The organism is Rhizobacter sp. Root1221, from assembly GCF_001425785.1.
Classification (GTDB): Bacteria; Pseudomonadota; Gammaproteobacteria; order Burkholderiales; family Burkholderiaceae_C; genus Rhizobacter.
Window position 1 is genome coordinate 44886 of the sequence record NZ_LMDI01000014.1, and the last position, 26636, is coordinate 71521.

The 26636-nt window shown below is 69.3% G+C and carries 15 protein-coding genes and 4 pseudogenes; 8 read left to right on the forward strand and 11 right to left on the reverse strand.

The features are described 5' to 3' along the window. Positions 1-73: 73 nt before the first annotated feature. Both sbcB and ASC87_RS12395 read right to left on the reverse strand, forming a co-directional pair. Positions 74-1504 carry an exodeoxyribonuclease I gene (gene sbcB, locus ASC87_RS12390; RefSeq protein ID WP_056661769.1) on the reverse strand — a complete coding sequence of 477 codons (1431 nt, stop codon included), beginning with the start codon at positions 1502-1504 and terminating at the stop codon, positions 74-76. Next, positions 1501-2169 carry an alpha/beta hydrolase gene (locus ASC87_RS12395; RefSeq protein ID WP_056661774.1) on the reverse strand — a complete coding sequence of 223 codons (669 nt, stop codon included), beginning with the start codon at positions 2167-2169 and terminating at the stop codon, positions 1501-1503. Before ASC87_RS12395 ends, sbcB begins: the two co-directional genes overlap by 4 nt. A gap of 277 nt (positions 2170-2446) precedes the next feature. On the opposite strand from ASC87_RS12395, the pseudogene ASC87_RS33720 reads away from it, so the two are divergent. The 7 genes and pseudogenes from ASC87_RS33720 to ASC87_RS12420 all read left to right on the forward strand — a co-directional run. Beyond that, positions 2447-3663: pseudogene (locus ASC87_RS33720) on the forward strand (heme utilization protein); the annotation flags it as partial. An 8-nt stretch (positions 3664-3671) separates the two neighbouring features. Further along, positions 3672-4646, forward strand: a pseudogene (locus ASC87_RS33725) (heme utilization protein); the annotation flags it as partial. A 61-nt stretch (positions 4647-4707) separates the two neighbouring features. After that, on the forward strand, positions 4708-4883 hold a 176-nt coding region (locus tag ASC87_RS33730; protein ID WP_369820759.1), incomplete at its 3' end, for a hypothetical protein. Between the two features lie 35 nt (positions 4884-4918). Continuing rightward, a pseudogene (locus tag ASC87_RS33735) lies at positions 4919-7567 on the forward strand (beta strand repeat-containing protein); the annotation flags it as partial. 88 nt (positions 7568-7655) lie between these two features. After that, positions 7656-9309: pseudogene (locus ASC87_RS33740) on the forward strand (heme utilization protein); the annotation flags it as partial. 30 nt (positions 9310-9339) lie between these two features. Beyond that, positions 9340-13506: a heme utilization protein gene (locus ASC87_RS33745; protein ID WP_369820760.1), complete on the forward strand. Its 4167-nt coding sequence runs from the start codon at positions 9340-9342 to the stop codon at positions 13504-13506. 185 nt (positions 13507-13691) lie between these two features. Next, positions 13692-14036 carry a hypothetical protein gene (locus ASC87_RS12420; protein WP_157603997.1) on the forward strand — a complete coding sequence of 115 codons (345 nt, stop codon included), beginning with the start codon at positions 13692-13694 and terminating at the stop codon, positions 14034-14036. A gap of 83 nt (positions 14037-14119) precedes the next feature. Here the strand turns inward: ASC87_RS12420 and ASC87_RS12425 are convergent, their stop codons facing one another. Continuing rightward, the gene (locus ASC87_RS12425; RefSeq protein WP_056661793.1) at positions 14120-14884 is read right to left on the reverse strand and encodes a response regulator transcription factor; all 765 of its coding nucleotides are present in this window, start codon (positions 14882-14884) and stop codon (positions 14120-14122) included. 344 nt (positions 14885-15228) lie between these two features. On the opposite strand from ASC87_RS12425, the gene ASC87_RS12430 reads away from it, so the two are divergent. Continuing rightward, positions 15229-15582: a hypothetical protein gene (locus tag ASC87_RS12430; protein WP_056661796.1), complete on the forward strand. Its 354-nt coding sequence runs from the start codon at positions 15229-15231 to the stop codon at positions 15580-15582. Between the two features lie 84 nt (positions 15583-15666). On the opposite strand, the gene ASC87_RS12435 is transcribed toward ASC87_RS12430, so the two are convergent. From ASC87_RS12435 to ASC87_RS12470, 8 genes are all read right to left on the reverse strand, one after another. Then, positions 15667-16785, reverse strand: coding sequence for a glycosyltransferase family 2 protein (locus ASC87_RS12435; RefSeq protein ID WP_056661800.1), 1119 nt, complete (start codon positions 16783-16785; stop codon positions 15667-15669). A gap of 47 nt (positions 16786-16832) precedes the next feature. After that, positions 16833-17504 carry a bifunctional 2-polyprenyl-6-hydroxyphenol methylase/3-demethylubiquinol 3-O-methyltransferase UbiG gene (locus ASC87_RS12440; protein ID WP_056661803.1) on the reverse strand — a complete coding sequence of 224 codons (672 nt, stop codon included), beginning with the start codon at positions 17502-17504 and terminating at the stop codon, positions 16833-16835. Positions 17505-17615: 111 nt separating this feature from the next. Beyond that, positions 17616-19130, reverse strand: a complete 1515-nt coding sequence (locus ASC87_RS33190) for a hypothetical protein (protein WP_235582154.1) — start codon at positions 19128-19130, stop codon at positions 17616-17618. A 10-nt stretch (positions 19131-19140) separates the two neighbouring features. Continuing rightward, positions 19141-20484, reverse strand: coding sequence for a TolC family protein (locus ASC87_RS12450; protein ID WP_082568583.1), 1344 nt, complete (start codon positions 20482-20484; stop codon positions 19141-19143). Between the two features lie 304 nt (positions 20485-20788). Further along, positions 20789-21961: a hypothetical protein gene (locus ASC87_RS12455; RefSeq protein ID WP_056661809.1), complete on the reverse strand. Its 1173-nt coding sequence runs from the start codon at positions 21959-21961 to the stop codon at positions 20789-20791. Positions 21962-21971: 10 nt separating this feature from the next. Next, positions 21972-22862: a hypothetical protein gene (locus tag ASC87_RS12460; RefSeq protein ID WP_056661812.1), complete on the reverse strand. Its 891-nt coding sequence runs from the start codon at positions 22860-22862 to the stop codon at positions 21972-21974. 173 nt (positions 22863-23035) lie between these two features. Further along, complete coding sequence (locus tag ASC87_RS12465; protein WP_082568584.1) at positions 23036-24268, reverse strand: HlyD family type I secretion periplasmic adaptor subunit; 1233 nt, start codon at positions 24266-24268, stop codon at positions 23036-23038. After that, positions 24268-26535, reverse strand: a complete 2268-nt coding sequence (locus tag ASC87_RS12470; RefSeq protein WP_056661814.1) for a type I secretion system permease/ATPase — start codon at positions 26533-26535, stop codon at positions 24268-24270. The genes ASC87_RS12465 and ASC87_RS12470 overlap by 1 nt, the downstream gene beginning before the upstream one ends. Positions 26536-26636 lie beyond the last annotated feature (101 nt).

The following is a 26636-nucleotide window of genomic DNA, read 5'->3' on the forward strand; positions in this document are numbered from 1 at the left end:
TCGTCGGCGAAGGCCAGGTCGTGCACCCGTTCGTTGGCCCCCCCGGGCGCTCGCCGAGGCAACGGCACGTTCATCAGCGGTCGGGCGCGATCTCCGTGGCGTAGTCCACCAGCTCGCTGAGGATGTGCTGGCCGCGGTCGTCGGCGTCGGGCTCCAGTTCGTCCACCCGCTCGAAGAAGGCCTCGAGGGTCAGGCCACCGCCGGCGCCGTCGTGCAGCTTCTGCACGCGGTGGGCGAGCCACCGGGCCTGCTCGGTGTCGGTGAGGGTGTGGGGGAAGTTGCGGGCGCGGTAGCGGAAGAACAGCTCCTCGAGCCGCGGGTCGGCGAACGCCGGCTGCTTGCCCGCGAGCTGGTCGGCCGACAGCGAACGCAGCCGCTGCAGGTTGCGCCGGTCATCGTTGCCCACGAAACCGCCGTACAGGTCTTCGTCGACGTCCACCTCGGCACCGGACGATGGGCGCTCGAACACCAGCGGCCACATGCCGGCCAGCCGGTGGCCTTCGCGTGCGGCGATCTCGGCATGCACCAGGGCCTGGTCGCGCTGGAGCCCCCAGCGGGCCGCGGCTTCCTCGCTCACCGTCTTGAGGTTGCCCACCACGATGGGCGACTTGTTGATGTGGATGGTCTTGACCGGCAGGCGCGCCACCCCTTCGGGCAAGGCATCGGCCTTGCTGAACATGCGCAGGCGGATGGTGGCGACGTCGAGGTCGAGCAGCTCGGTAGGGTCGTGGGCCAGGTCCCACACGATGACTTCGTTCTTGTTCGTGGGGTGCGGCGCCAGCGGCCACACGAGGGCCATGCCACCGCGTTCGGTGCCGTACATGCCCGAGATGTGCAGGAACGGGCGGCCCACGCCCATCTCCTTGATGACGTCGTCCTTCTTGCGCAGGCGCAGGCAGAAGTCCCAGAGACGCGGCTGGCGGGACTTGATGAGGCGCGCGAGCGCAATGGTGGCACGCACGTCGGACAGCGCATCGTGCGCCGCCTCGTGCACGAGGCCGTTGGCCTTGGTGAGGTGTTCGAGCTTGAACGACGGGCGGCCGTCGTCGTGCCTGGGCCACTCGATGCCATCGGGGCGCAGCGCGTAGGTGGCGCGCACCACGTCGAGGATGTCCCAGCGGCCGCACTGGTTCTGCCATTCGCGCGCGTACGGGTCGATCAGGTTGCGCCAGAACAGGTGGCGCGTGACCTCGTCGTCGAAGCGGATGGAGTTGTAGCCCACGCCCACGGTGCCGGGGCGCGCGAGTTCGGTTTCGATGATGCTGGCGAAACGGTGCTCGGGCACCCCTTCGGCCAGGCACGTCTGCGGCAGGATGCCGGTGAGGAGGCACGACTCCGGGTCGGGCAGGAAATCGGGGGCCGGCTGGCAATACACCATCACCGGTTCACCGATCTCGTTCAGGTCGGCATCGGTGCGCACGCCGGCGAACTGCGCGGGGCGGTCGCGCCGGGGCACGCGGCCGAAGGTTTCGTAGTCGTGCCAGTAGAAGGTGGTGTCGGTCATCGGGCAAGCACGTCCAGGAGCCAGCGGTTCAGGTGGCGCACTTCCTCGGGGCACACCGAGTGCGGCATCGGGTAGGTGTGCCATTCGACGTGGTGGCCCAGGGCCACGAGGGCGTCGCGCGAGGCTTCGGCGCGGCCGATGGCCACCACCGGGTCATGCAGGCCGTGCGCGAGGAAGATGGGCACGTCGCGGTTGGCGTCGCTGCGTTCGGCCGCGGTGGTGGCGGCCAGCGGCAGGTAGCCCGACATGCCGGCCAGCCCGGCGAGGCGCTCGGGATGGCGCAGCCCGGTCATCAGGGTCATGGCGGCGCCCTGCGAGAAGCCAGACAGCACGATGCGGTTGGCCGCGATGCCGCGCTCGCGTTCGCGCTGGATGAGTGCGTCGATCAGCGTGCGCGACTGGCGCAGCCCCCCTTCATCTTCCCGGCGTACCAGGTCGGTGACGAGGATGTCGTACCAGGCGGGCATCACGTAGCCGCCGTTCACGGTGACCGGGATCTGCGGCGCATTGGGAAAGAGGAATCGCACCGGGCCGATGGCCTCGAGTTTCAACTCCTCGACAAACGATTCGAAATCATGGCCGCTGGCGCCGAGGCCATGCAACACGATCAGCGACGCGACCGGATCGGGGCCGGTTTCGTATTCGAGAACTTCGAGGGAGGACATGCGGACGAGCCTGGAAATGGGGAATCGCCGCAATTTACCTGAAACCCTCCACCCCACTCCCCTCGCGAAAAGTGTGCGATCTGCCCGCACCCCGCATCGGTACGCGACTGAATTCACGAAGAACGGGGTGGGGACGCCTCATTTCCACCTTAAGCCAAGGGGTCATTCACCCGATATTCCGACGGAATGGGAGCGGTCGGTGTGACGACGCGCTCCGCTGAACCACACGTTTGCACGCACCCGTTGCGTCACTGATCTGCCGGAACAAGGACCCGTTATGGCCTCCCTCATCTCCTCGCTGACGACTGCCCAGGTGGCCGGACTGTCGACCCGTTCGATCGCCGCGCTGACGACTGCCGACTGGGCCGCCTTCAGCTCGGACCAGATCGCCGCGTTGACCACCGCCCAGTTCGGGGCCATCACGAGTGCACAGTTCCCGGCGATCAACGTCGCCATCTTCCCGTCGATCGAGACCCACGACCTGCGGATGCTCAGCACGAGCACCGTGCGGGCCATCACCTCCGACCAGTTGGCGGCGCTCTCCAGTGACCAGCTCGGCGCCCTGAGCACCACGCAGGTGGGCGCGATGACCACCGCCCAGCTCTCCGGCCTGGCCAGCGACGACCTGAACGCACTGACCTCCGTGCAGTTCGCCGCGCTGTCGTCGAGCCAGGTGGCCGCGCTGAGCGCCACGCAGATCGGCACGCTGGAGACCGGCGACATCGCCGCGATCAGCAGCACTGGTGTCCGCGGCCTGGGGTCGGAAGACCTCGCCGCGCTGTCGACGAGCCAAGTGGCCGCGATGACGTCGGCCCAGTTCGGCGCCCTCACCTCCGCCCAGTTCGCCGGCCTCTCGTCGGACCAGATCTCGAAGATCGACTCCGCGGACCTCCGCGCCCTGTCCAGCGCCACGCTGCGGGCCCTGACCGACGCCCAGCTCGGCGGCCTGACCTCCGACCAGGTGGCCTCGCTGTCGACGGCGCAAGTGGCCTCGCTGACCACGTCGCAGATCGCCGGCCTGTCCACCGATGACCTGAACGCCCTCACCTCGGCCCAATTCGCCGCGCTGACCTCCACGCAAGCGGCCGCGCTGACCGGTGCCCAGATTGCCAAGCTCGAGACGGCCGACCTGGCCGCGCTCAACGCCGCCGCCATCCGCTCGTTGGGTTCCGACGACCTGGCTGCGCTGTCCACCGACCAGCTGGTGGCGATGACGTCGGCGCAGTTCGGCGCCCTGTCGTCCACCCAGATCGCCGGGCTGGCGTCCGCCGACATCGGCAAGATCGAAACCGCCGACCTCCGTGCCCTGAGCACCACCACGCTGCGTGCACTGACCGACGCGCAGCTGTCGGGCCTGACCTCCGACCAGATCGCCTCGCTGACCACCGGCCAGGTGGGTGCCCTGAGTTCCGACCAGATCAACGGCCTGGCCACCGCCAGCCTGAACGCGCTGGGCACCGCCCAGTTCGCCGCGCTGACCGGCGCGCAAGCCGCNGGGTGCCCTGAGTTCCGACCAGATCAACGGCCTGGCCACCGCCAGCCTGAACGCGCTGGGCACCGCCCAGTTCGCCGCGCTGACCGGCGCGCAAGCCGCGGGCCTGACCACCGACCAGATCTCCAAGCTCGAGACGGCCGACCTGCGCGCCCTGTCGTCGGGTGCCCTGCGCGCCCTGACCGACTCGCAACTGGCCGCGCTCACCTCCGACCAGACCGCCGCCCTGAGCACCGCTCAAGTGGCCACGCTGACCACCTCGCAGCTCGCCAACCTGAGCAGCGATGACCTGAATGCACTGACCTCGGGCCAGTTCGCCGCGCTGAGTTCCTCGCAAGTGGCGGGTCTCACGGCCGCGCAGATCGGCACGCTGGAAACCGAAGACCTCGCCGCCATCAACGCCACGTCCGTGCGCGCCCTCGGCTCCGAAGACCTCGCCGCACTGTCGACCGACCAACTGGCCGCGATGACCTCGGTGCAGTTCGGCGCCCTGTCGTCCGCGCAGATCGCCGGCCTGAGCTCTGACCAGATCTCGAAGATCGAATCGGCTGACCTGCGCGCCCTGTCCAGCGCCACGCTGCGCGCCCTGACCGATGCACAGCTGGGCGGCCTGACGTCCGACCAGATCGCCTCGCTGAGCACCGCGCAAGTGGCCTCGCTGACCACCTCGCAGATCGCCGGCCTGTCGACCGATGACCTGAACGCCCTCACCTCGGCCCAGTTCGCCGCGCTGACATCCTCGCAGGCTGCCGCGCTGACCGCCGCCCAGATCGGCAAGCTCGAAACCGCCGACGTCGCCGCGCTGAGCGCGGCTTCGGTGCGTGCCCTCGGCTCCGAAGACCTCGCTGCACTGTCCACCGACCAGCTGGTGGCGATGACCTCGGCCCAGTTCGGTGCCCTGTCGTCCACGCAGATCGCCGGCCTCACCTCCGACCAGATCTCGAAGATCGAATCGGCCGACCTGCGTGCGCTGAGCACCACCACGNCAGTTCGGTGCCCTGTCGTCCACGCAGATCGCCGGCCTCACCTCCGACCAGATCTCGAAGATCGAATCGGCCGACCTGCGTGCGCTGAGCACCACCACGCTGCGTGCGCTGACCGACGCGCAGCTGTCGGGCCTGACCTCCGACCAGATCGCCACGCTGACCACCGGCCAGGTGGGTGCCCTGAGTTCCGACCAGATCAACGGCCTGGCCACCGCCAGCCTGAACGCGCTGGGCACNCTCCGACCAGATCGCCACGCTGACCACCGGCCAGGTGGGTGCCCTGAGTTCCGACCAGATCAACGGCCTGGCCACCGCCAGCCTGAACGCGCTGGGCACCGCCCAGTTCGCCGCGCTGACCGGCGCGCAAGCCGCCGGCCTGACCACCGACCAGATCTCCAAGCTCGAAACGGCCGACCTGCGTGCCCTGTCGTCGGGCGCCCTGCGCGCCCTGACCGACTCGCAACTGGCCGCCCTCACGTCCGACCAGACCGCCGCCCTGAGCACCGCTCAAGTGGCCACGCTGACCACCTCGCAGCTCGCCAACCTGAGCAGCGATGACCTGAACGCACTGACCTCCGCGCAGTTCGGTGCGCTGACCTCCACGCAAGTGGCCGGCCTCACCGCCGCGCAGATCGGCACGCTGGAAACCGAAGACCTCGCCGCTATCAACGCCACGTCCGTGCGCGCCCTCGGCTCGGAAGACCTCGCCGCGCTGTCGACCGACCAGCTGGCCGCGATGACCTCGGTGCAGTTCGGTGCCCTGTCGTCCGCCCAGATCGCCGGTCTCTCGTCCGACCAGATCTCGAAGATCGAATCGGCGGACTTGCGCGCCCTGTCGAGTGCCACGCTGCGCGCCCTGACCGATGCACAGCTCGGCGGCCTGACGTCCGACCAGATCGCCTCGCTGAGCACAGCGCAAGTGGCCTCGCTGACCACCTCGCAGATCGCCGGCCTGTCCACCGATGACCTGAACGCCCTCACCTCGGCCCAGTTCGCCGCGCTGACCTCCAATCAGGCCGCCGCACTGACCGGTGCGCAGATCGCCAAGCTCGACACGGCCGACCTCGCCTCGCTCAACGCCGCCGCCATCCGCTCGCTGGGTTCCGACGACCTCGGAGCACTGTCCACCGACCAGCTGGTGGCGATGACCTCGGCCCAGTTCGGCGCGCTGACCAGCACGCAAGTGGCGGGCCTCACGTCCGACCAGCTCTCGAAAATCGAATCGGCCGACCTGCGTGCACTGTCCACGGCCACGCTGCGCGCGCTGACGTCCGACCAGGTGGACGCGCTGACCTCCGACCAGCTCGCTTCGCTGTCATCGGGCCAGATCGCCGCGCTCGCCACCAACCCGAACCAGCTCGCCGGCCTGTCCTCCACCGACGTGGCCGCGCTGACGTCCGCCCAGGTGGGCGCGCTCACCAGCGCCCAGCTGTCGGCCTTCTCGACCAGCCAGCTCGCCGCGATCGAAACCGGCGACATCCGTGCCGTCAGCAGCGCAGCACTCCGCGCCCTGAGCGACGCCCAGCTGGGTGCCCTGACCTCCGACCAGCTCGGCGCCCTGAGCGCCGGCCAGGTTGCCTCGCTGACCACCTCGCAGATCGCGGGCCTCGCCACCGATGACCTGAACGCCCTGACCTCCGGCCAGTTCGCCGCGCTGGGCTCCGCCCAGGCCGCCGCGCTCACCGCCGCACAAGTGGGCAAGCTCGACACCGCCGACCTCGCCGCGCTCGCCGCGCTGAACTCGGGCGCCGTGCGCGCCCTCGGCTCGGAAGACCTCGCCGCACTGTCCACCGACCAGCTGGTGGCGATGACCTCGGCCCAGTTCGGCGCCCTGTCGTCCACCCAGCTCGCCGGCCTCACGTCCGACCAGATCTCGAAGATCGAATCGGCCGACCTCCGGGCGCTGGGCACCGCGGCCATCCGAGGCCTCACCGACGCGCAGCTGTCGGGCCTGACCTCCGACCAGGTCGCTTCGTTGACCACCGGCCAGGTGGGCTCGCTGTCGTCCGACCAGATCAACGGCCTGTCCACCACCGGCCTGAACGCCCTGAGCACCGGCCAGTTCGCCGCGCTGAGCTCCGCGCAGATCGCCGGCCTCACCACCGACCAGATCTCCAAGCTCGAAACGGCCGACCTGCGCGCCCTGTCGTCGGGCGCCCTGCGCGCCCTGACCGACTCGCAACTGGCCGCGCTCACGTCCGACCAGACCGCCGCCCTGGGCACGAACCAGGTCAACCAGCTCACCACGTCGCAGATCGCCGCGATGACGAGCGATGACCTGAACGCGTTCACCTCGGCCCAGTTCGGCGCGCTCACCTCCTCGCAGATCGCCTCGCTGACCGCAAGCCAGGTGGGCAAGCTCGAAACCGAAGACCTCGCCGCCATCAACGCCACGTCGATCCGCGCCCTCGGCTCGGAAGACCTCGCCGCGCTCTCCACCGACCAACTGGTGGCGATGACCTCGGTGCAGTTCGGTGCCCTGTCGTCCGTCCAGATCGCCGGCCTCTCGTCCGACCAGATCTCGAAGATCGAATCGGCTGACCTGCGCGCCCTGTCGAGTGCCACGCTGCGCGCCCTGACCGATGCACAGCTCGGCGGCCTGACGTCCGACCAGATCGCCTCGCTGAGCACCGCGCAAGTGGCCTCGCTGACCACGTCGCAGATCGCCGGCCTGTCCACCGATGACCTGAACGCCCTCACCTCGGCCCAGTTCGCCGCGCTGACGTCCAATCAGGCGGCCGCGCTGACCGGTGCCCAGATCGCCAAGCTAGAGACGGCCGACCTCGCCGCACTCAACGCCACCGCCATCCGGTCGCTGGGTTCCGATGACCTGGGCGCGCTGTCCACCGACCAGTTGGTGGCGATGACCTCGGCGCAGTTCGGTGCCCTGTCGTCCACGCAGATCGCCGGCCTCACCTCCGACCAGATCTCGAAGATCGAATCGGCCGACCTGCGTGCGCTGAGCACCACCACGCTCCGACCAGATCGCCACGCTGACCACCGGCCAGGTGGGTGCCCTGAGTTCCGACCAGATCAACGGCCTGGCCACCGCCAGCCTGAACGCGCTGGGCACAGCCCAGTTCGCCGCGCTGACCGGCGCGCAAGCCGCCGGCCTGACCACCGACCAGATCTCCAAGCTCGAAACGGCCGACCTGCGCGCCCTGTCATCGGGTGCCCTGCGTGCCCTGACCGACTCGCAACTGGCCGCCCTCACCTCCGACCAGACCGCCGCGCTGAGCACCGCTCAAGTGGCCACGCTGACCACCTCGCAGCTCGCCAACCTGAGCAGCGATGACCTCAATGCACTGACCTCGGGCCAGTTCGCTGCGCTGACCTCCACGCAAGTGGCCGGCCTCACCGCCGCGCAGATCGGCAAGCTGGAAACCGAAGACCTCGCCGCCGTCAACGCCACGTCCGTGCGCGCCCTCGGCTCCGAAGACCTCGCCGCGCTGTCGACCGACCAACTGGTTGCGATGACCTCGGTGCAGTTCGGCGCCCTGTCGTCCGCGCAGATCGCCGGCCTCTCGTCCGACCAGATCTCGAAGATCGAATCCGCCGACCTGCGCGCCCTGTCCAGCGCCGCGCTGCGCGCCCTGACGGACGCCCAGCTGGGTGGCCTGACATCCGACCAAATGGCCTCGCTGAGCACCGCGCAAGTGGCCTCGCTGACCACGTCGCAGATCAACGGCCTGGCCACCGACGACCTCAACGCACTGACCTCGGCGCAGTTCGCCTCGCTGACCTCCACGCAAGCGGCCGCACTGACCGGTGCGCAGATCGCCAAGCTCGAAACGGCCGACCTGGCCGCGCTCAACGCCGCCGCCGTCCGCTCGCTGGGGTCCGACGACATCGCCGCGCTGTCCACCGACCAGCTGGTGGCGATGACCTCGGCCCAGTTCGGCGCGCTGACCAGCACGCAAGTGGTGGGTCTCACGTCCGACCAGATCTCGAAGATCGAATCGGCTGACCTGCGTGCCCTGTCCACCGCCACGCTGCGCGCGCTGACGTCCGACCAGGTCGACGCGATGACGTCCGACCAACTGGCCTCGCTGACGTCGGGCCAGATCGCCTCGCTCGCCACCAACCCGAACCAGCTCGCCGGCCTGTCGTCCGCCGACATCGCCGCGCTGACCTCGTCCCAGGTAGGTGCCCTGAGCAGCGCCCAGCTCAGCGCGCTGTCGACCAGCCAGCTTGCGGCCATCGAAACCGGCGACATCCGTGCCGTCAGCAGCGCAGCACTCCGCGCGCTGAGCGACGCCCAGCTGGGTGCCCTGACCTCCGACCAGCTCGGCGCCCTGAGCACCGGCCAGGTTGCCTCGCTGACCACCTCGCAGATCGCGGGCCTGGCCACCGATGACCTGAACGCACTGACCTCCGGCCAGTTCGCCGCGCTGGGCTCCGCCCAGGCCGCCGCGCTCACCGCCGCACAAGTGGGCAAGCTCGACACCGCCGACCTCGCCGCGCTGAACTCGGGCGCCGTGCGCGCCCTCGGCTCGGAAGACCTCGCCGCACTGTCCACCGACCAGCTGGTGGCGATGACCTCGGCCCAGTTCGGCGCGCTGACCAGCACGCAAGTGGTGGGTCTCACGTCCGACCAGAGCAAAACTCCACGCCGATGCCCCGTTCGGCCGCCGTGCCGGCACGGCGCAGGTGGTGCTGCGGNGCCAGGTTGCCTCGCTGACCACCTCGCAGATCGCGGGCCTSGCCACCGATGACCTGAACGCACTGACCTCCGGCCAGTTCGCCGCGCTGGGCTCCGCCCAGGCCGCCGCGCTCACCGCCGCACAAGTGGGCAAGCTCGACACCGCCGACCTCGCCGCGCTGAACTCGGGCGCCGTGCGCGCCCTCGGCTCGGAAGACCTCGCCGCACTGTCCACCGACCAGCTGGTGGCGATGACCTCGGCCCAGTTCGGTGCCCTGTCGTCCACCCAGCTCGCCGGCCTCACGTCCGACCAGATCTCGAAGATCGAATCGGCCGATCTCCGTGCGCTGGGCACCGCGGCCATCCGTGGCCTCACCGATGCGCAGCTGTCGGGCCTGACCTCCGACCAGGTCGCCTCGCTCACCAGCGCCCAGGTGGGTGCCCTGAGCTCCGACCAGATCCACGGCCTGTCCACCGCCGGCCTGAACGCCCTGAGCACGGGCCAGTTCGCCGCCCTGACCTCGGCGCAAGCCGCGGGCCTGACGACCGACCAGATCTCCAAGCTCGAAACCGCCGACCTGCGCGCCCTGTCGTCGGGCGCCCTGCGCGCCCTGACCGACTCGCAACTGGCCGCGCTCACGTCCGACCAGACCGCCGCGCTGAGCACGGTCCAGATCGGCCAACTGACGACCTCGCAGCTCGCCAACCTGAGCAGCGATGACCTCAACGCACTGACCTCGGGCCAGTTCGCTGCGCTGACCTCCACGCAAGTGGCCGGCCTTACCGCCGCGCAGATCGGCAAGCTGGAAACCGACGATCTCGCGGCCATCAACGCGACGGCCATCCGCGGCCTCGGCTCGGAAGACCTCGCCGCGATGTCGACCGACCAGATCGCCGCGATGACCTCGGTGCAGTTCGGTTCGCTGACCTCCGCCCAGCTCGCCGGCCTGTCGTCCGACCAGATCGCCAAGATCGAATCGGCCGACCTCCGCGCCATCAGCTCGGCCACGCTGCGCGCCCTCACCGATGCCCAGCTGGGTGCGCTGACCTCCGACCAGCTCGGCACGTTGACCACCGCGCAAGTGGCCTCGCTGACCACGTCGCAGATCGCCAACCTGGCCACCGATGACCTGAACGCACTGACCTCGGCCCAGTTCGCCGCACTGGGCTCCGCCCAGGCCGCCGCGCTGACGGCCGCGCAAGTGGCCAAGCTCGAGACCGCCGACCTGGCGGCCCTGAGCTCGGGCGCCGTGCGCGCCCTCGGCTCGGAAGACCTCACCGCGATGTCCACCGACCAGCTCGGTGCGCTCACCTCGGTGCAGATCGGTGCGCTGGTCTCCGGCCAGATCGCGGGCCTGACATCCGACCAGATCGCCAAGATCGACTCCGCCGACCTGCGTGCCCTGAGCACGGCGGCCATCCGCGGCCTGACCGACTCGCAACTGGCCGGCCTGACCTCCGACCAGGCGGGTGCACTGACCACCGGCCAGGTGGCGGCGCTGACGTCCGACCAGATCCACGGCCTGAGCACCGCCAACCTGAACGCCCTGGGCACCAACCAGTTCGGCGTGCTCAGCTCGGCCCAGATCGCCGGCCTGACGACCGACCAGGTCGCCAAGCTCGAAACAGCCGACCTGCGCGCCCTGTCGTCGGGCGCCCTGCGCGCCCTGACCGACTCGCAACTGGCTGCGCTCACGTCCGACCAGACCGCCGCCCTGAGCACCGCTCAAGTGGCCACGCTGACCACGTCGCAGCTCGCCAACCTGAGCAGCGATGACCTCAACGCGCTGACCTCCAGCCAGTTCGCTGCGCTGACGTCCTCGCAGGTGGCCGGCCTCACCGCCGCGCAGATCGGCAAGCTGGAAACCGAAGACCTCGCGGCCCTCAGTGCTTCGTCGGTCCGCGCCCTCGGCTCCGAAGACCTCGCCGCGCTGTCCACCGAGCAGCTGGCCGCGATGACCTCGGTGCAGTTCGGCGCGCTGACCTCCGGCCAGATCGCCGGCCTCACGTCCGACCAGATCGCGAAGATCGAATCGGCCGACCTGCGCGCCCTGTCGAGTGCCACGCTGCGCGCCCTGACGGACGCCCAGCTGGGCGCCCTGACGTCCGACCAGATGGCCTCGCTGACCACCGCGCAGGTGGCCTCGCTGACCACCTCGCAGATCGCCAACCTGTCGACCGATGACCTGAACGCGCTGACCTCGGTGCAATTCGGTGCGCTGACCTCGGCGCAAGTCACGGCACTGACGGCAGCCCAGGTGGGCAAGCTCGAGAACGAGGACCTGGCCGCGCTGAACACCACGGCCGTCCGCGCCCTCGGCTCGGAAGACCTCGCCGCGCTGTCGACTGACCAGATCGCCGCGATGACCTCGGTGCAGTTCGGTGCCCTGGCCTCCAGCCAGATCGCCGGCCTGACGTCCGACCAGATCGCGAAGATCGAGTCGGCCGACCTGCGTGCGCTGAGCTCCTCGACGCTGCGCGCGCTGACCGACAGCCAGCTCGCCGGCCTGACCTCCGACCAACTGGGCGCCCTGACCACGGCCCAGGTGGGTTCATTGACCACGGACCAGATCCACGGCCTCTCCAGCGCCTCGCTGAACGCCCTCGGCAGCGCGCAGTTCGCCGCCCTCACCGCGACCCAGGCCGCGGCGCTGACGACGGACCAGATCTCCAAGCTGGAGACCGAGGACCTGCGTGCGATGAACGTGTTCTCGGTGCGGGCGCTCGACGCGGCCCAGCTGGGTGCGCTGACCTCCGACCAGATCGCGTCGCTGAGCACGATGCAGGTCACCTCGCTGACGACGGCACAGATCGCCGGGTTGTCCACCGATGACCTGAACGCGCTGAGCGCCACCCAGTTCGCCGCCATCACCGGCGCCCAGGCGGCCGCGATGACGGTGGCCCAGGTGGCCGCGCTGCAGACCGACGACCTCGCGGCGATGAGCACCAACGCGATCCGCGCCCTGACGACCGACCAGATCGTCGCGCTCACCTCCGACGAGTTCGTCGCGATGGGCACGGCCCAGTTCGGCGCGATGACCGCGGCCCAGGCGGCCGTGATCCAGACGGCCGACCTGGTGCACATCGACACGGTGGACCTGCGAGCCTTGAGTTCCACCGCGCTGCGCGGCCTCACGGATGCCCAGCTCGATGCGCTGACCACCGACCAGCTGACGTCGCTGTCCACGTCGCAGATCGCGTCGTTGACCACGTCGCAGGTCTCGCACCTGACCTCGGATGACCTGAACACGCTGTCGTCGTCGCAGTTCTCTTCGTTCACCAGCGCGCAGATCGCGTCGCTGACGACCGACCAGTTCTCGCAACTCGACACCGCGCACATCCAGGCGCTGACGACCCTCCAGATCGACGGCCTGACCGTCGAGCAGGTGCAGGCGATCACGACCGACCAGATCGCGGGCCTGGAAACCGCCGACATCGCCTCGATGTCGATGACCCAGATCGCCGGCATCGACGGGGACCAGTTCACCGCGATGACGGACGACCAGCGCAACGCGATGTTCATGACCTCGCCGATCGTCCTTGACCTCGACGGCAACGGCGTGCACACCGCCGCCGCGGCCAACGGCGTCAACTTCGACCTGAACGCGACGGGCTCGGCCAACAAGGTGGGCTGGGTTTCCGCCACCGACGGCCTGCTGGTCGTGGACCGCAACCACGATGGCCAGATCAACAACGGCACGGAACTCTTCGGTTCCGCGACCCGCACCGCCGACGGCAAGATGGCCGGCAACGGTTACGTCGCGATGGCCCAGGAGGACAGCAACCACGACCTGAAGCTGGACGCGTCGGACGCGACCTTCAAGGACCTGCGTGTGTGGGTCGACGCGAACCAGGACGGCAAGACCGACACCGGCGAGCTGAAGACGATGGAGGAACTCGGGATCCAGTCGCTGGACCTGCGCGCCCTCACCGGCACGGAAGTCGACAACGGCAACCTGCTGGGCCTGGTGTCGAGCTACACCACCACCGACGGTGCTGAGCATGCGATGGCCGACGTCTGGTTCGCCAAGGACGTCACGCCGGCCGCGGCAACCGTCAGCCTGTCGGACGTGCTGGCTGCGCCGACGGCCGACCTGATGCCGGGCCTGACCAGCGCGGCGGTGACCCCGGTCACTGCCACGCAGGCCAGCATCGGCGGGGTGGCGGCCGGTTCGCTGCTCGACGACGACAGCAACAAGCCGCTGCCGCTGATCTGATCGACTGACCGCTTGGGTCCAACCCGCCCTGCCGCACCCTGAGGTGCGGCGGGCGGGTTGTTTTTTTGGGTGGGCCGCCGCCACATGTCGTCTGTCACACGGCGGGTGACCCGCTGCAACGCGGGTGGTACCTCGGGCTCGCACCATGGCCTGGCGGCATCCCCCGCGCCAGCATGGACCCGAACATGACATCCAGTTTCCCGAGCACGGCCCTCTCAGCGATGGTCAGCGCCGTCTCCCATGAACCCGAAGGCCCGCTGGCCGACGCGGCGGCCCACCTGGACCCCCGCGTGCGGGCCGAGATCGACCATGCCCGCGTGGACCTGTACTGCGGCCGCGATGCCGAGGCGGTCGCCAACATCCGCGCGGCCCGGGAACACCTTCGGGAGAACGCGGGTGTACGCCAGGCGCAGGCACTGGCCGACCTGGACGAGGCCGCGTGGTTCGCCCGCCTGGGCCGCACGGCGCCGGCCGAACTCGCCCTCGAACGCGCGCTGCTGCACGCCGGGCTGATGCCCTCGCCGGGCTGAGAGGCTGAGAGTCTTTCGATCATGCCCGCTCATCACGCCAAAAGACGTCCGCTCGTCGTTGCGAATGCTCGCCATAGCCCGAGCTATGGCTCCGCTTCGCGCCTAGATCGGCCGCCTTTTGGCGCGCTGCTCGGGCACGCTCGAAAGCGGTAGCCCGCCCCGCGCTCGGTGAGGATGAGTGCGGGGTGGGCCGCATCGGCCTCGATCTTCAGGCGAAGGCGCCGCACCTGCACGTCGATCGTGCGGTCGTAGACCTCGGCCTCGTGCAGGCGGGTCATCGACAACAGCTGATCGCGCTGGAGCACGCGGCGCGGCGCGCGGCAAAGCGCACTGAGCAGGCTGAACTCGCCGTTGGACAACTCCACCGATTCGCCCTGCGGCGACACCAGGCGCCGGGTACGCAGGTTCAACTCCCAACCGGAGAAGCGGAAGGCCCGGCGCGTGTTGTCGCGCTCGGGCAGCGTGGCCTGCACCTGGTAGCGGCGCAGCACGGCCCGCACGCGGGCCAGCAGCTCGCGGGGGCTGAACGGTTTGGTGACGTAGTCGTCCGCGCCGAGTTCGAGGCCCATCACGCGGTCGGCTTCCTCGTTGCGCCCCGTCAGCAGCACGATGGGCACGGTGGCCCGCTCGCGCAGCTGGCGCGCCAGCTGCATGCCGTCTTCCCCGGGGAGTTTCAGGTCCAGCAGCACGAGGTCGATCGACTCGCTGTCGAAGAGCCGGAACATGTCGGCACCCGACATGCCGGCGCTGACACGCATGTCGTTGTTGCCCAGGTACTCGGTCACGAGGTCCCGGACGCCTGGGTCATCGTCGATCACGAGAATGTGGGGGGTGGTGGCAACGTTCATGGCGGGATGTGAGTGGGACGGAACCATCCTAGCGGATGTCGCCTGCCCCAGTCCATGTCACCGGCGGGCGGGCGGCTGTCATTCCGTTGGATGGCCAGGGTCACGGGGCGCCCCCATCGGAACGCCCTGCCCCGTGACCGCATGTTCCGCAGGCCCCGAGGCGCGCACATTGCGGCCGATCGCGCCCACATTTCAGATGTCATGGAACGCGTCACCCGGCCTCGCCTGGCTGCGCTGACACGGCGCGCCCGGCACCCGCGCATTGCAGCTGTCACATCCGTGCCGGTGCGACGACATGCCACCGTGCGCGGCCCCGGCGATGCTGGACGCCACGAGGACCTGCCATGCCCCATCCGACACCCACCGCGACCACCCCCTGCCCGGCGCAGGCGCACCTGCTCATCCATGCGGAGATCGAGCCCGCGGCACCGCGCGGCCGGCGCGACGCACCGTGGCAGCGGCTGCTCGCCCTGTGGGCACGAAAGCGCCCCGCGCCGCGCCCGTTGCGGGTGCGGATCCAAGACGTGGCACACCACGAAGTGGCCGCCTTCGAGGAACCCGGCGCCTTGCTCGACGTGACACTGCCGGAAGGCACGTACCACGTCATGACCGAACTGGGATCCGTGCGCCGGGGCTACACCATGACCCTGCAGGCCGGTGGCGTGTTCGACCTCTACCTGCCGCAGGGCGGGTCGTGACGCTCAAGGAAGCGCCGGGCCGCCCCAAGTTTCCTTGACACCCCCACGGGGGGCGGGCTGGGCGCAGCCCGGCCCTGGGGGCGCTCAGAACCGCCCGACCATCCACGCCGGCATCTGCAGGGCATGGGGCGACGCCAGGGCTTCCAGCAAGCGGGCGCGCTGACCCGCCTCGTCGACGGCCCGGTGGGAATGGTCCACGCGGGCGGCATCGTCCGCCGTGTGCTGCGTGGCAAGCCATTTCCGGTGGCGCACCATCGCGATGGCCATGTCGGCCTTGTCGAGGTGCACCAGCCAGAGCAGCGGGTCCTTGACCACGTCGAACGCTTCGACCGCGAAGTGAAAGCCCGGGGCCCAGGTGGCCGGGCGGGACACGAGCACCGGCTTGCGGTAGTGCGGGTTCGGCACCAGGTGACGGCGCTGGTGGGTGAGCGGGCGGTCCGGATCCAGCGGGGCATCCTGCAACGGGTGCATCACCAGGTCCACGGCGTGGGCAGGCTCCACGATGCGGGGCGGCCCGGTATCGGCGGCCAGCCGCGCCAGGAACGCCTCGACGCCCTCCTCGGACACGAGCAGCTCGTCCACGTCGACGTGCAACACCCAACGGTACTGCGTCAGCAAGAAGCGCTGGAACTGGTTGCAGAACTGCGCCATGTTGGCGTGGTCCGTGGCACCTCGCGGCAGCCGGACCACCTGGGTCTGCGGCGAAAGCACCTCGCGCACGGGTTCGTCGGACCCATGGTCGATCACGAACAGGTGCGCGTGGGGCAGGTAGGTCGCGTAGTGCCGCTCCCAGATCCGCGCCATCACCGCGTCGTTGTAGACGTGCGTGCACGCGGCGAGCAAGGCCGGCCGCGCATACGGCGTGGTGCTGAACCCTGGCAGGGCGAGCGTCGCGAAGTCCACCAGCGGCGCGAAGAATGACTGGTGGAACAGCAGCGGTTCGGCCGCCAGGTGGGCCTGCTGGCCCACGTCGGTGACCAGCACCTGGAGTGGCGCGTCGCGGTGGGACATGAGCGCGCGCTCGAAGCTGAAGGCGGTGTCACCCAGGCGGAGCCAGCCATCGTCGCCCACGCCGGTCACGTTCAGGCGGTAGCCTCGCCCGTCGGCCACGAGCAGGAGCCGGTGCGCTTGTGCGTCGAAGCCCCGCCAGTCGAGTTTCAGGGCGATGTCACGGTCGGGTGAGATGCGGTGGGCAATGGCCATGCGGGCGGTTCATGAATGAACCCCGCATTGTGCGATGCACCAGCCTCTCAGGCCGGTCGCAGCTTGAAGACGTACTGGAACGGCAGCGCGTCGGCGGCGGCCTGTTCCGGGTCGAACCCGCCGGCCACCGCAAAACCGCGGATCGCCTGCAGGATGCCTTCTTGCTGCGGCACCGGCGCCAGGTTGCGCGTCAGCCCCTGTTCGATGCGCCAGCCGGCGTTCTGGAACATCTCCAGCAGCGTGATGCGGGTGAACCAGCGGATGTGCGTGCGGTCGAGCAGGCCCGAATCCTCGTAGCGGAAGTTGCCCGACGCGAGGCGCCACTGCACGCTCCAGTGCTGGGCGTTCGGGACGCACACGAGCAGCGTGCCATCGGCGTCGATCGCGGTGCGGATGCGGCGCAGCAGCAGCCACGGATCGCGCAGGTGTTCGAGGCAGTCGCCGAAGATCCAGCAGTCGCTCGGGAAGAGGCCGTCCCAGCGGGCCGGTTCGATCTTCTCGATGTCGCAGGAGAACGCCTCGGTGCAATGCGCCGCGGCCACCTGGGCGTAATCGGGGTCGATGTCGATGCCGACGTAATCGGTCGACGGCGAGCGCTGCCGCACCACGCGGGCAAGCGCGCCCTGCATGCACCCCACTTCGACGATGCGCCGGGCCGCGAGCGGCACGAGGGACAGCAGTTCGGCGTTGACGATGTCGTGGGCGGGAGTCTGTTTCATGGATCGGGGCCTCGGGCGTGGCGGAATCAGCAGGGAGCAGTAGACCGCGGGCGCCTCGCCGTCGATGGGCCGAAAAGCAGGCAAGGCGCCCGCCAGATCGGCCGGTGCGGGTCAGGCCGCCTGCGCGCCGGCCGCGAACCGCGCCCGGATCTCGCCGTAGGCCCGCAGGTATTCCGGGAAGCCGGTCTTCAGGAAGGCCGTCTTCAGCGCGTCGCTCAGCACCGCCTCGTGCGGATGCTGGCGAAAGCGCGTCATGGACCAGCCGAACCCGAACGGATTGGCCGCCTTCACCCGCCAGCGCGGGTCGGTGGACAGCAGCAGCGACGCGAGCCGCTCCTGGATGAACACCTTGCGCTGGGCCGCGTTCGGGTACGTGGTGGGCACGGTGCACCGTGCCTTCAGCACGGAATCGGGCCCTTCGCACAGCGCGAAGAACTGCTCGGCCAGGGCCAACCACTCGCGCCAGAACGCCGGGCGGGCCACGAAGTAGTTCGAGAACACCACGCGGCTCGAGTCCATCACCATCGTGCGCACGGGCGCCGGCCGGCCGATCGACGCGAGGAACCCTTCCACCGCCTCCATCAGCCCGGGGTCGAAGGCCTCGCCCTGCTCGAAGACGTTCAGGAAAAACGCGCCCATGTCGGGCTGCGGGGAAAACAGCACCACGTCGTGATCCGCCGCGGCGGACCGCACGAAGTCGGTGACCTGTGCGTGCGAGAGCTGCGTCTTGGCACCGAACTTCGGTGAAAAGAAACCGTAGAACGCGTTGTCGTCCAGGGTTTCGGACAGCAGGAAGCGCCGGATGGGCCAGAACTCGTACCAGTCGGGCCGCGCGTTGTCGGTGTTGTCGAGCACGCGGTAGCCGGGTTCCACGGCCGCGCGCGTGGCCTCGGAGTAGGCGATCTGGTACAGGTGCACCGGAGGCATCGCGGCCTCGGCCGCCAGCAGCCGCTCCTCGTGCTGGCGCATGTGGAAACGCGCGATCGTGGAGACACGCGAGGCGCTGCGGTACAGCGCGGTCATGCGGTGCGGCGGGATCACCGGGTTCGTCACGTACCACGGCAAGTGCTTCGCCGTGTACGCACCGGCAATGCGCAGCTGGCGCTGGGCCAGGCCACGCTTGTTGAACACGTGGAACGTCGTGTCGACATCGGCCGCATACACCTCGAGCGCCTCGCCATCGACCCGCTGCGCCCAGAACTTCGACTCCCACTCGAAGATGCTCTGGCCGCGGTGGTAGTCCGGGTACTGGAACATCAGGTGATGGTCCGCCAGGTCGAGTGCGAAACCCACCTTCATGGCCTGGTGGCGGTCCGACATCTCGCACATCACGTCGAGGAAGCCGGCCGGCAGGTCGGGATGGAACTGCAGGTCGGGGTCGGTGACGCAGAACTTGTCGGGCAGCGTGTCGTAGATTTCCGGCCGCGCCCAGCACAGGTGGCCCAGGTTCCCGGTGTTGCGGATCACGCGGCACGACAGCGTGTCGAGGTACGCCTGCGTTTCGTCCCAGGTGCTCGCGTTGTCGATCACGACGATGTCGTTGCATCGCAGGCGCTGGAGCTGCGCGATCGTGTTCGCCACGAACTCGTGGTTGTTGAACGAGATGATCAGGACGGGCAGCGTCATGGCGCCAGTATCACTGCAGGCGGGACAGCACGCCAAGGCCAAGCGACCACATCAGCGCGGTGGCCTGCTGGCCGTCGTACAGCGCGTTCACGTAGGCGATGCGCAGGTTGTAGTGTTCGCTCTCCGACGACATCACGTCGAACAGCGAGCGGCGCCCCAGCTGCTGCCACTGCTGCAGCGTGAAGTTGCGCACCTGGTTGCTGTCGCGCACCACCTCGACGGTGCGGCGGGCGCGATCGAAGGACGACGAGGCCTGCTCGTACACCTCGGCCATGCGGAACTTGCGCGACTCGAGCGCTTCGGCGCGCTGCAGGCGGGCGGCGTCGGCGCGCTTGCGGGCAGCGCTGGCGCTGTAGTCGTTGCCGGCGTTGTAGAGCGGGATGTTGAACGTGAGCCCGGCGAAGTAGGACGACTGGTTGTCGACGCCCCTGATCTTCGACCCCGTGACCGACACACCCACCTGCGGGCGCTGGCCGGCCACGACGGCACTGGCGTAGCGGTCGCTCGCCTCGGCCTGGGCCGACAGCTGCGCGATCTCGTTCGAACGTTCCGCTTCCGCGATCAGCGCGGGCAGGTCCGGCAGGCCGAGCAGGCCGTTCGGGATGGCGTCGTCCGCCGGCAGCGCATCGCCCACGAAGCGGCGCAGGCGCACCTCGATCTGCTTGACCGCCGAGACGGTCTGCACCCGTGCCAGTTCGGCCTGCTGCTGCGTCTTGCGTGCCTGCACGAGTTCGCTCGCACGGCCCTTGTCGGCCGACACGATGGTCTCCAAGGCCTGCACGAGGCAGCTCATCTTGCGGGCGAACTGCTGGTACACCTGGGCCTGCACGCGGTACCGGCCGCGCTCGAGCACGAGCGAGACGGTCTGCAGGCCGATCTGTTCTTCGGCGCTCAGCTCGCCCAGGCGGGCGGCCTCGGCCAGCTGGCCGCGCCATTCGGCGAGGCGGTTGATGCGGCCGCCGTCGTACAGGGGCATCGTCAGGGACAGCGTCGCGCGGCCCTGGTTGCCGGTCTGGTCGGGGTAGCCCGGTGTCATCAAACCGGAACGGCCCAGCGTGCCGCCGAGGTTCGCGATGGGCCGGCCGGCCACGTCCGCTTCCTTGGCGTCATCCGCTGCGGCCTCGGCCAGCAGCTTCGCCGCCCCGATGCCGTGGTTGCGCCGCACCGCCTCGCGCACGAGGCCCTGGATGTTCATGCGGGGACCGGCCGACTCCGTGGGCACAGCCTCCACCCCGGTGCCGATGCGCGACTCGATGGTTTCCTCATCGAGGCAGCGCGCCATCGCGGGCCAGGCCAGGCAGGCAGCCGCCAGCACACCGCACAGGCGTGTCAGACGGGGCAAGGGTCGGTTCATGGGGTCACTCCGGGCTGTCAGAGCCGCATGTGCGGCTGACCTCCAGTTGACCGCAAGACCTTCCCCGGTGATGCCCGGAAAGCCGGGGGGAAAACGGGCCAGTTCTGGCGGGATGGGCCGTCCCTGCGGAGCGGCACGGCTGCCCGGGGAAAATCAACCTGAACGGCGGCGTTGCCAGGAGGCATCGGAGGTGCGACCGATTCACCGACGGGTCGACTCACTCACAGCGTGGTCATCCCGGCGAATGCCGGGATGACCAGAGAGGGATGACTCGTGGCGAACCGTGTGCGGCAGAACAGCCCATTCAGGGCTTCAACGCGTCGACTTGCTGTCCCGCCTCGACGACGTCCTTGTTCAGCTCGGCGAGGTAGCGGTCGCGCTCCTCGCTGCGCCATTCGGCATCCGAGAAGCTCGTGGCCGCATAACTGCGGCTGGTGTGGACGACGCCGGCCAGGCGCGGCAGCATGGCGCGGTCGGGGAACTGGTCGGGCACCAGCAGGAAACCTTGCACGTCGCGCAGCGTGAGCGGAAAGGCCGGGGCACCGTCGCGCACCAGCTTGCCGAAGAGCGTGAGGCGAAATTCCTGCGCACCCGCAGCCACCTCGTCGTTGAAACTCAGCAGCGCGAAGGGCTTGCCGTTCGCATCGTCCACGCGGGCACTGACCACATAGCGGCCGGGCCGCGCCACGCGGGCCTTCATGAAGAAGTCGAGCGACCCGTTGTTCAGGGCCTCGCGCACCCCCGCCCATTCGGCCGGTACCAGCGGCTGGTAGACCACGTCGAAGTAGACGTTGCCCAGTTGCCCGCCCTGGTTGAGGTAGACCTGCACGCGAATGGTGCCGGCGAAGTCGGCAAAGCCTTGCGTGGACGGCTGCAGCACGGCGCTGAGCGTGCCGTCACCGCTGTTGGCGTCAGTGAAGTTCACCGCCACCTGCGACCTGCCCGCCACCTGGCGACGGTCCGGGAGGTCGCCGGCGAGCGCCCGGGTCACCAGCAGCGGCAGTGTCTGGCCTTTGTCGTCCACCGCGCGAACGGTGAAACGCACCGACTCGTCGCCACTGGCGTACACGCGGTCCTGGGTGGTGCGCACCCGCACGCCCTGCCCCGGTTCGCCCCCCGGCGTGCGCAACGGGATGTCATCGGCAATCGGGTTGAAGGGGTGCACCTGGTCGGGGTGTTCCAACAGTGGGCGCGCTTCGTGCGGGTAGCGCGTGGAATGCCGATACGTAGCCAGCGTGTTCTCGGCCCGCGCAAGCCGGCCTTGCCACAGCGCGAGCTTCGCCTCCCGTGCGCGCTGGGCTTCGACGGTGAAGGGCGATGCGCCGGTGGGCACCGGCGACGCGGCCGATGCGGGAGCCGGCGCCGCCGCGACGGGCGCGGCCGGGACCACCGCCGGGGTTTCTTCGCTCAGCAGCAGCACGCCGGCCAGCACCGCCGCCGCGACACCCGCGATGACGGCGCCCAGGGTACGCGACATGCCGCCGCCCTCAGCGCGCGTTGGCCACCATGTCGGCACGCACCTTGGACACCACGCCGCCCCAGGCCTTCCCGGTGGAGTGCTTGAAGGCCTCCGCGTCATCGCGGAACGCCACCGAGTGGTTGCTCCACTTCGCGCGGCCGCCCTGGTTGGCCGCCGAGCCCAGGGTCAGGTCGTTGCACAGCCAGTCCCCGGGGTTGCAGTAGCTGCCACCGGAACTGCCCGAGACGCCACCGCTGGAGTGGTAGGCCACCACCTCGTCGTCTTGTCCTGGCAGCACGAAGGAGTACGCCGTGCCGTTCGCACCGGTGTACATGTAGAACCAGGTCGAGCGTGTGTTGTTGTGGTCGTACATGGCGCGCGCCGTGCTGGTCTTCAGGTCTGACACCAGCGGCTCCGAGATGGCCCAGTCGCCGGCATCGGCCAGCTCGCTGCCGCCGCCAGCGCCCGCGGCCACGTCGACCCACTTGATGTTCCAACCCGTCTGGGTGCCGCCGCCGCTGGCATTGCTGCACACGCCATCCGAGCCGGGCACCGCGTTCTTGTTCTGGCGAGTGCTGCCGCCGTACATCGACAGCGTGTAGCCGATCATCAGGTCACCCGCGCTGTGCGCCGCGATGTAGCACCAGTTGGTGCCCGTGCAGTAGCAGTCCAGCGCATTGCGCACCAGGTAGTTCTGGTCCGAGATGTGGTTGTAGCCATCCCAGTTGACCGACTTCTTGTTGACACCGGCCTCGGTGGAAGACGGCCCCCAGTAAGTGAAGTCGGCATAGTTGCCGAGCACACCGCCGCCGGTGCGGCCGTTGATCCACAGAGAGTGGTTGGTGGCCACCGCAGCCGTGGCCAAAGTGACCATCACGGCGCCAAACGCCCACAGACCTGCACGCACGAACTTCTGCATGAGAGCTCCTCCGGTGTTATTGATTTCTCGGAACGGGACTTGCCGGACCCCGGTCCAGCAACCGCGAGAGCCTATTCCAGGCCGATTGCAACTGGGTGACAGACATCACCCTATAGACAACAAGGCGAACTTATCGCATGCCGCCCGTTACCCAGGAGCGAAGCGACTGGGGGCTAACGTTCCCGAAATGCTTCGCGCGACTTCAGCATGGGCCGAAGCATGAAATCAAGCACCGACCGCTCCCCGGTCCGCACCTCGACCGTCCCGGTCATCCCCGGCAGCACCGGCAGCGGCTTGCTGCCTTGCTTCAGCGTCGACTTCTCGCCGCGCACGAGCACGCGGTAGTAGGTCTGGTCGGGTGACGCGCCCTTCTCGGTTTCACCCAATGCGTCGGGGCTGATGTATTCGATCTTGCCCTTCAGGCCGCCATAGGTGGTGTAGTCGTAGGCAGCCAGCTTGATCTCCACGGCCTGGCCCAGGCGCACGAAACCGATGTCCTTCGGCTTGACGCGGGCCTCGACCAGCACCCGCGAGCTGAGCGGCACGATCTCCATGATGGGCGCGCCGGGGCTGATCACCCCGCCGATCGTGCCCGTGCGGATGTTCTTGACGAGGCCGCGCACCGGCGACGTGAGCACGGTGCGGCGCAACACGTCGGCTCGGCCGGCGATCTGCTCGTCGAGCAGCGCCAGCTCGGTCTGGACACGAACCAGGTCCGTGCTGGCGTCCTGCCGGAATTTGTTGACGCGCTCCTGGCTCTGCAGCTGCAGGTCATTGACCTGGCGGCGCAGGCGCATCACCTCGACGTCGGACATCAGGCCCTTGGACGCCATCGCCTCGGAGACCCCGAGTTCGCGCATCAACAAGCCCACGCTGCGCTGGTTCGCGGCCACCGCAGCGTCGAGCGAATGCTTGCGCGCACCATAGGCCTCGGTCTCGGCCGACACGATGCTGGCCGCCTCGGTCACGTCGGGCGGGAACTTCAGCGGGCGGCCGCTGGACTCGGCCACCAGCCGGGCCACGGTGCCCTTGAGCGCCAGCCGCTTGGCCTGGCCTTCGTTCTGCTGCGATTCGAATCGGGTGGGGTCGAGCTGCAGCAGTTCCTGGCCCTCCTGCACCTGCATGCCTTCGCGCACGTACAGCTCGCGCAGCAGGCCGCCTTCCAGGCTGGCGATGACCTGCTCGCGCCCGTCGGGCACCACGCGGCCATCGGCCCGGGTCACCTCGTCCACGCGGGCGATGGCCGACCAGCCGATCGCGGTGACCACGATGATGAGCATCAGGTACAGGGCCCACGTGATGCGCGGTGTGTCCTCGACCATCTGCGCGGCGCGCAGCTGCGACAGGTAGCGGGTGTCCCCGTCCTTCAGCACGGGGTCCGCGGTTTTCTTGCCGAGGCCGAACATCAGACGGACGCCTCGCGCTGCACCGGCTGGGTGGACGGGTGCATGTGGACGTTTGGCGCGGCATCAGCGGCGGATGCCGCGGGCTTCTGGCCCGACAGCGCCGCCAGCACCGCGGCCTTGGCACCGTCCATCACCACCTTGCCGTTGTCCACCACCACGATGCGGTTGACGAGGTCGAGCACCGCCGGCCGGTGCGTGACCATCACGAGGGTGCGGTTGCCCGCCGCTTCCTTGAGCTGGCGCAGGAACAGCACTTCCGATTGCGCATCCATCGAACTCGTGGGCTCGTCCATCAGCAGGATCTGGGGCTGGGTGACCAGGCACCGCGCCAGGGCCACCAGCTGACGCTGGCCGCCCGACAACAACCCACCCATCTCGCCTACCGGCAGCTCCCACCCCTGCGGGTGGGACGCGATCATGCGGTCGAGTCCGGTGACCTTGGCCACGTCGGTGAGCCGGCCCGCGTCGACTGTGGCACGCCCCATCGTGACGTTCTCGCGCAGCGTGCCGTTGAACAGGCGCGGCTCCTGCGAGACGAAGCCGACTTTCCTGCGAAAGTCGGCCGGGTCGATCTGGCGCAGGTCGATGCCGTTGGCCTCGACCATGCCCTCGGTGGGCTGGTAGAGGCCGCCGAGCAACCGCAGGATCGTGGACTTGCCGCTGCCGATGCGGCCGAGGATCGCGATGCGCTCGCCCGGCTCGAACTTGAGTGTCACGCCCTTGAGCACCTTCGGCCCGGGCTCGCTGCCCACGTCGGGGTAGGCGAACCCGACCTCGTGCAGGCCGAGGCGCCCATTCATCTCGTGGTTGACCACGTAGGTGCGGCCCGCTTCGCGTTCGGTAGGCAACGACATCAGGTGATCGAGCGACACCATCGCGGCGCGCGCGCCCTGGTAACGGGTGGCCAGGCTCACGACGCTGCCGAGCGGGCCGATGGCCCGGCCCGCCAGCATCACGGCGCCGATCAGCGCGCCCCCGGTGATCTCGCCCGCGTGGATGAGGTACACGCCCCACACCAGCATCACGATGGTGACGGCCTGCTGCGCCGCACTCGACAGGTTGTTCGTCCAGCTCGACATGGCCCGGGCCTTCAGCGCCGACGCGGCCGCGGCCGCATTGGCTTCCTCGTAACGTTCGAGAAAGCGCCCCTGCGCGCCCATCGCCTTCAGGTCCTCGAGCCCCTCGACGGCTTCCACCAGCACCCCCTGCAGGTCGGCCTGGTGGGCCATGTTGTCACGCATCGACCGGCGCAGCGACGACTGGATCGCCACGGCCAGGCCGAGGATCAGCGGGATGGCCATCACCAGCACCCAGCCGAGCGGGCCCCCGATCACGAACGCCATGCCGACGAACAGCACGATGAACGGCAGGTCGCTCAGCGCCGACAGCGTGGCGCCGGCGAAGAATTCGCGCACCACCTCGATCTGCGCGAGCTGGTGTGCGTAGGCGCCAGCGGACGGCGGGCGGTGTTCCATGCGCACGTCGAGGCTCTGGCGGAACAGCAGCGAGCCGATGATGTTGTCGCTCTTCTTGCCCGCGGTGTCGATCAGGTGGCTTCGCAGCTGGCGCGACAGCATGTCGAACACCATCGCGAGCGTGGCCGCGGTGGCCAGCGCCCACAGCGTGACGAAGGCCTGGTGCGGGATCACCTTGTCGAACACGACCGAGGTGACGAGCCCCGTGACCATCATCAGCAGGTTGCTCAGCAGCGCCGCCAGCAGCGCCGAACGGTAGTACGGCAGGAAGCGGCGCATCGTGCCCCACAGCCAGTGGGCGCCCGGGTCGCGCAGGATGTCCTCGCGCTGCGCCCGTGCCACGGGCTGCGGCGACACCACGAAGGCGACGCCGGTGTATTCGTTCTGCAGTTCGGATTCGGCCGCCTCGCAGGCGTGGAACTCCGAGCCCGGCATCACCACGTCGTAGCGCGCGCCGCCCTCGCCCGGCGGCAGCCGGCGCACGACGATGCAGGCGTCGCCGTTCTTCAGCAGCAGCACGGCCGGCATCAGGAGCGCATGGATGTCGGGCAGCTTGCGCTGGATCATCCCGGCCGTGAAACCCGCCTCGCGCATGACCCGGATGGCCTGGTCGGGCCCGAGGGCGCCGGACATGGGCAACCCCGACAGCAGCGACGCGGCCGAGCGTTCCCGCCCGTGGTGGCGCGTGAGCCACACGAGCGACTGCAGCAAGGCGTCATCCGCGCCCGCACCCTCGCCTGCGGCCGCGAGGGCCGCTTCGTCGTTCAGAAAGGGTTCCTGACGGGCGGACATGGTGGGAGGTGGGCGCGCTCTCGGTGCGGGGATCAGAGGCTGAGAGTTTTTCGAGCGTGCCCGAGCAGCGCGCCAAAAGGCGGCCGATCTAGGCGCGAATG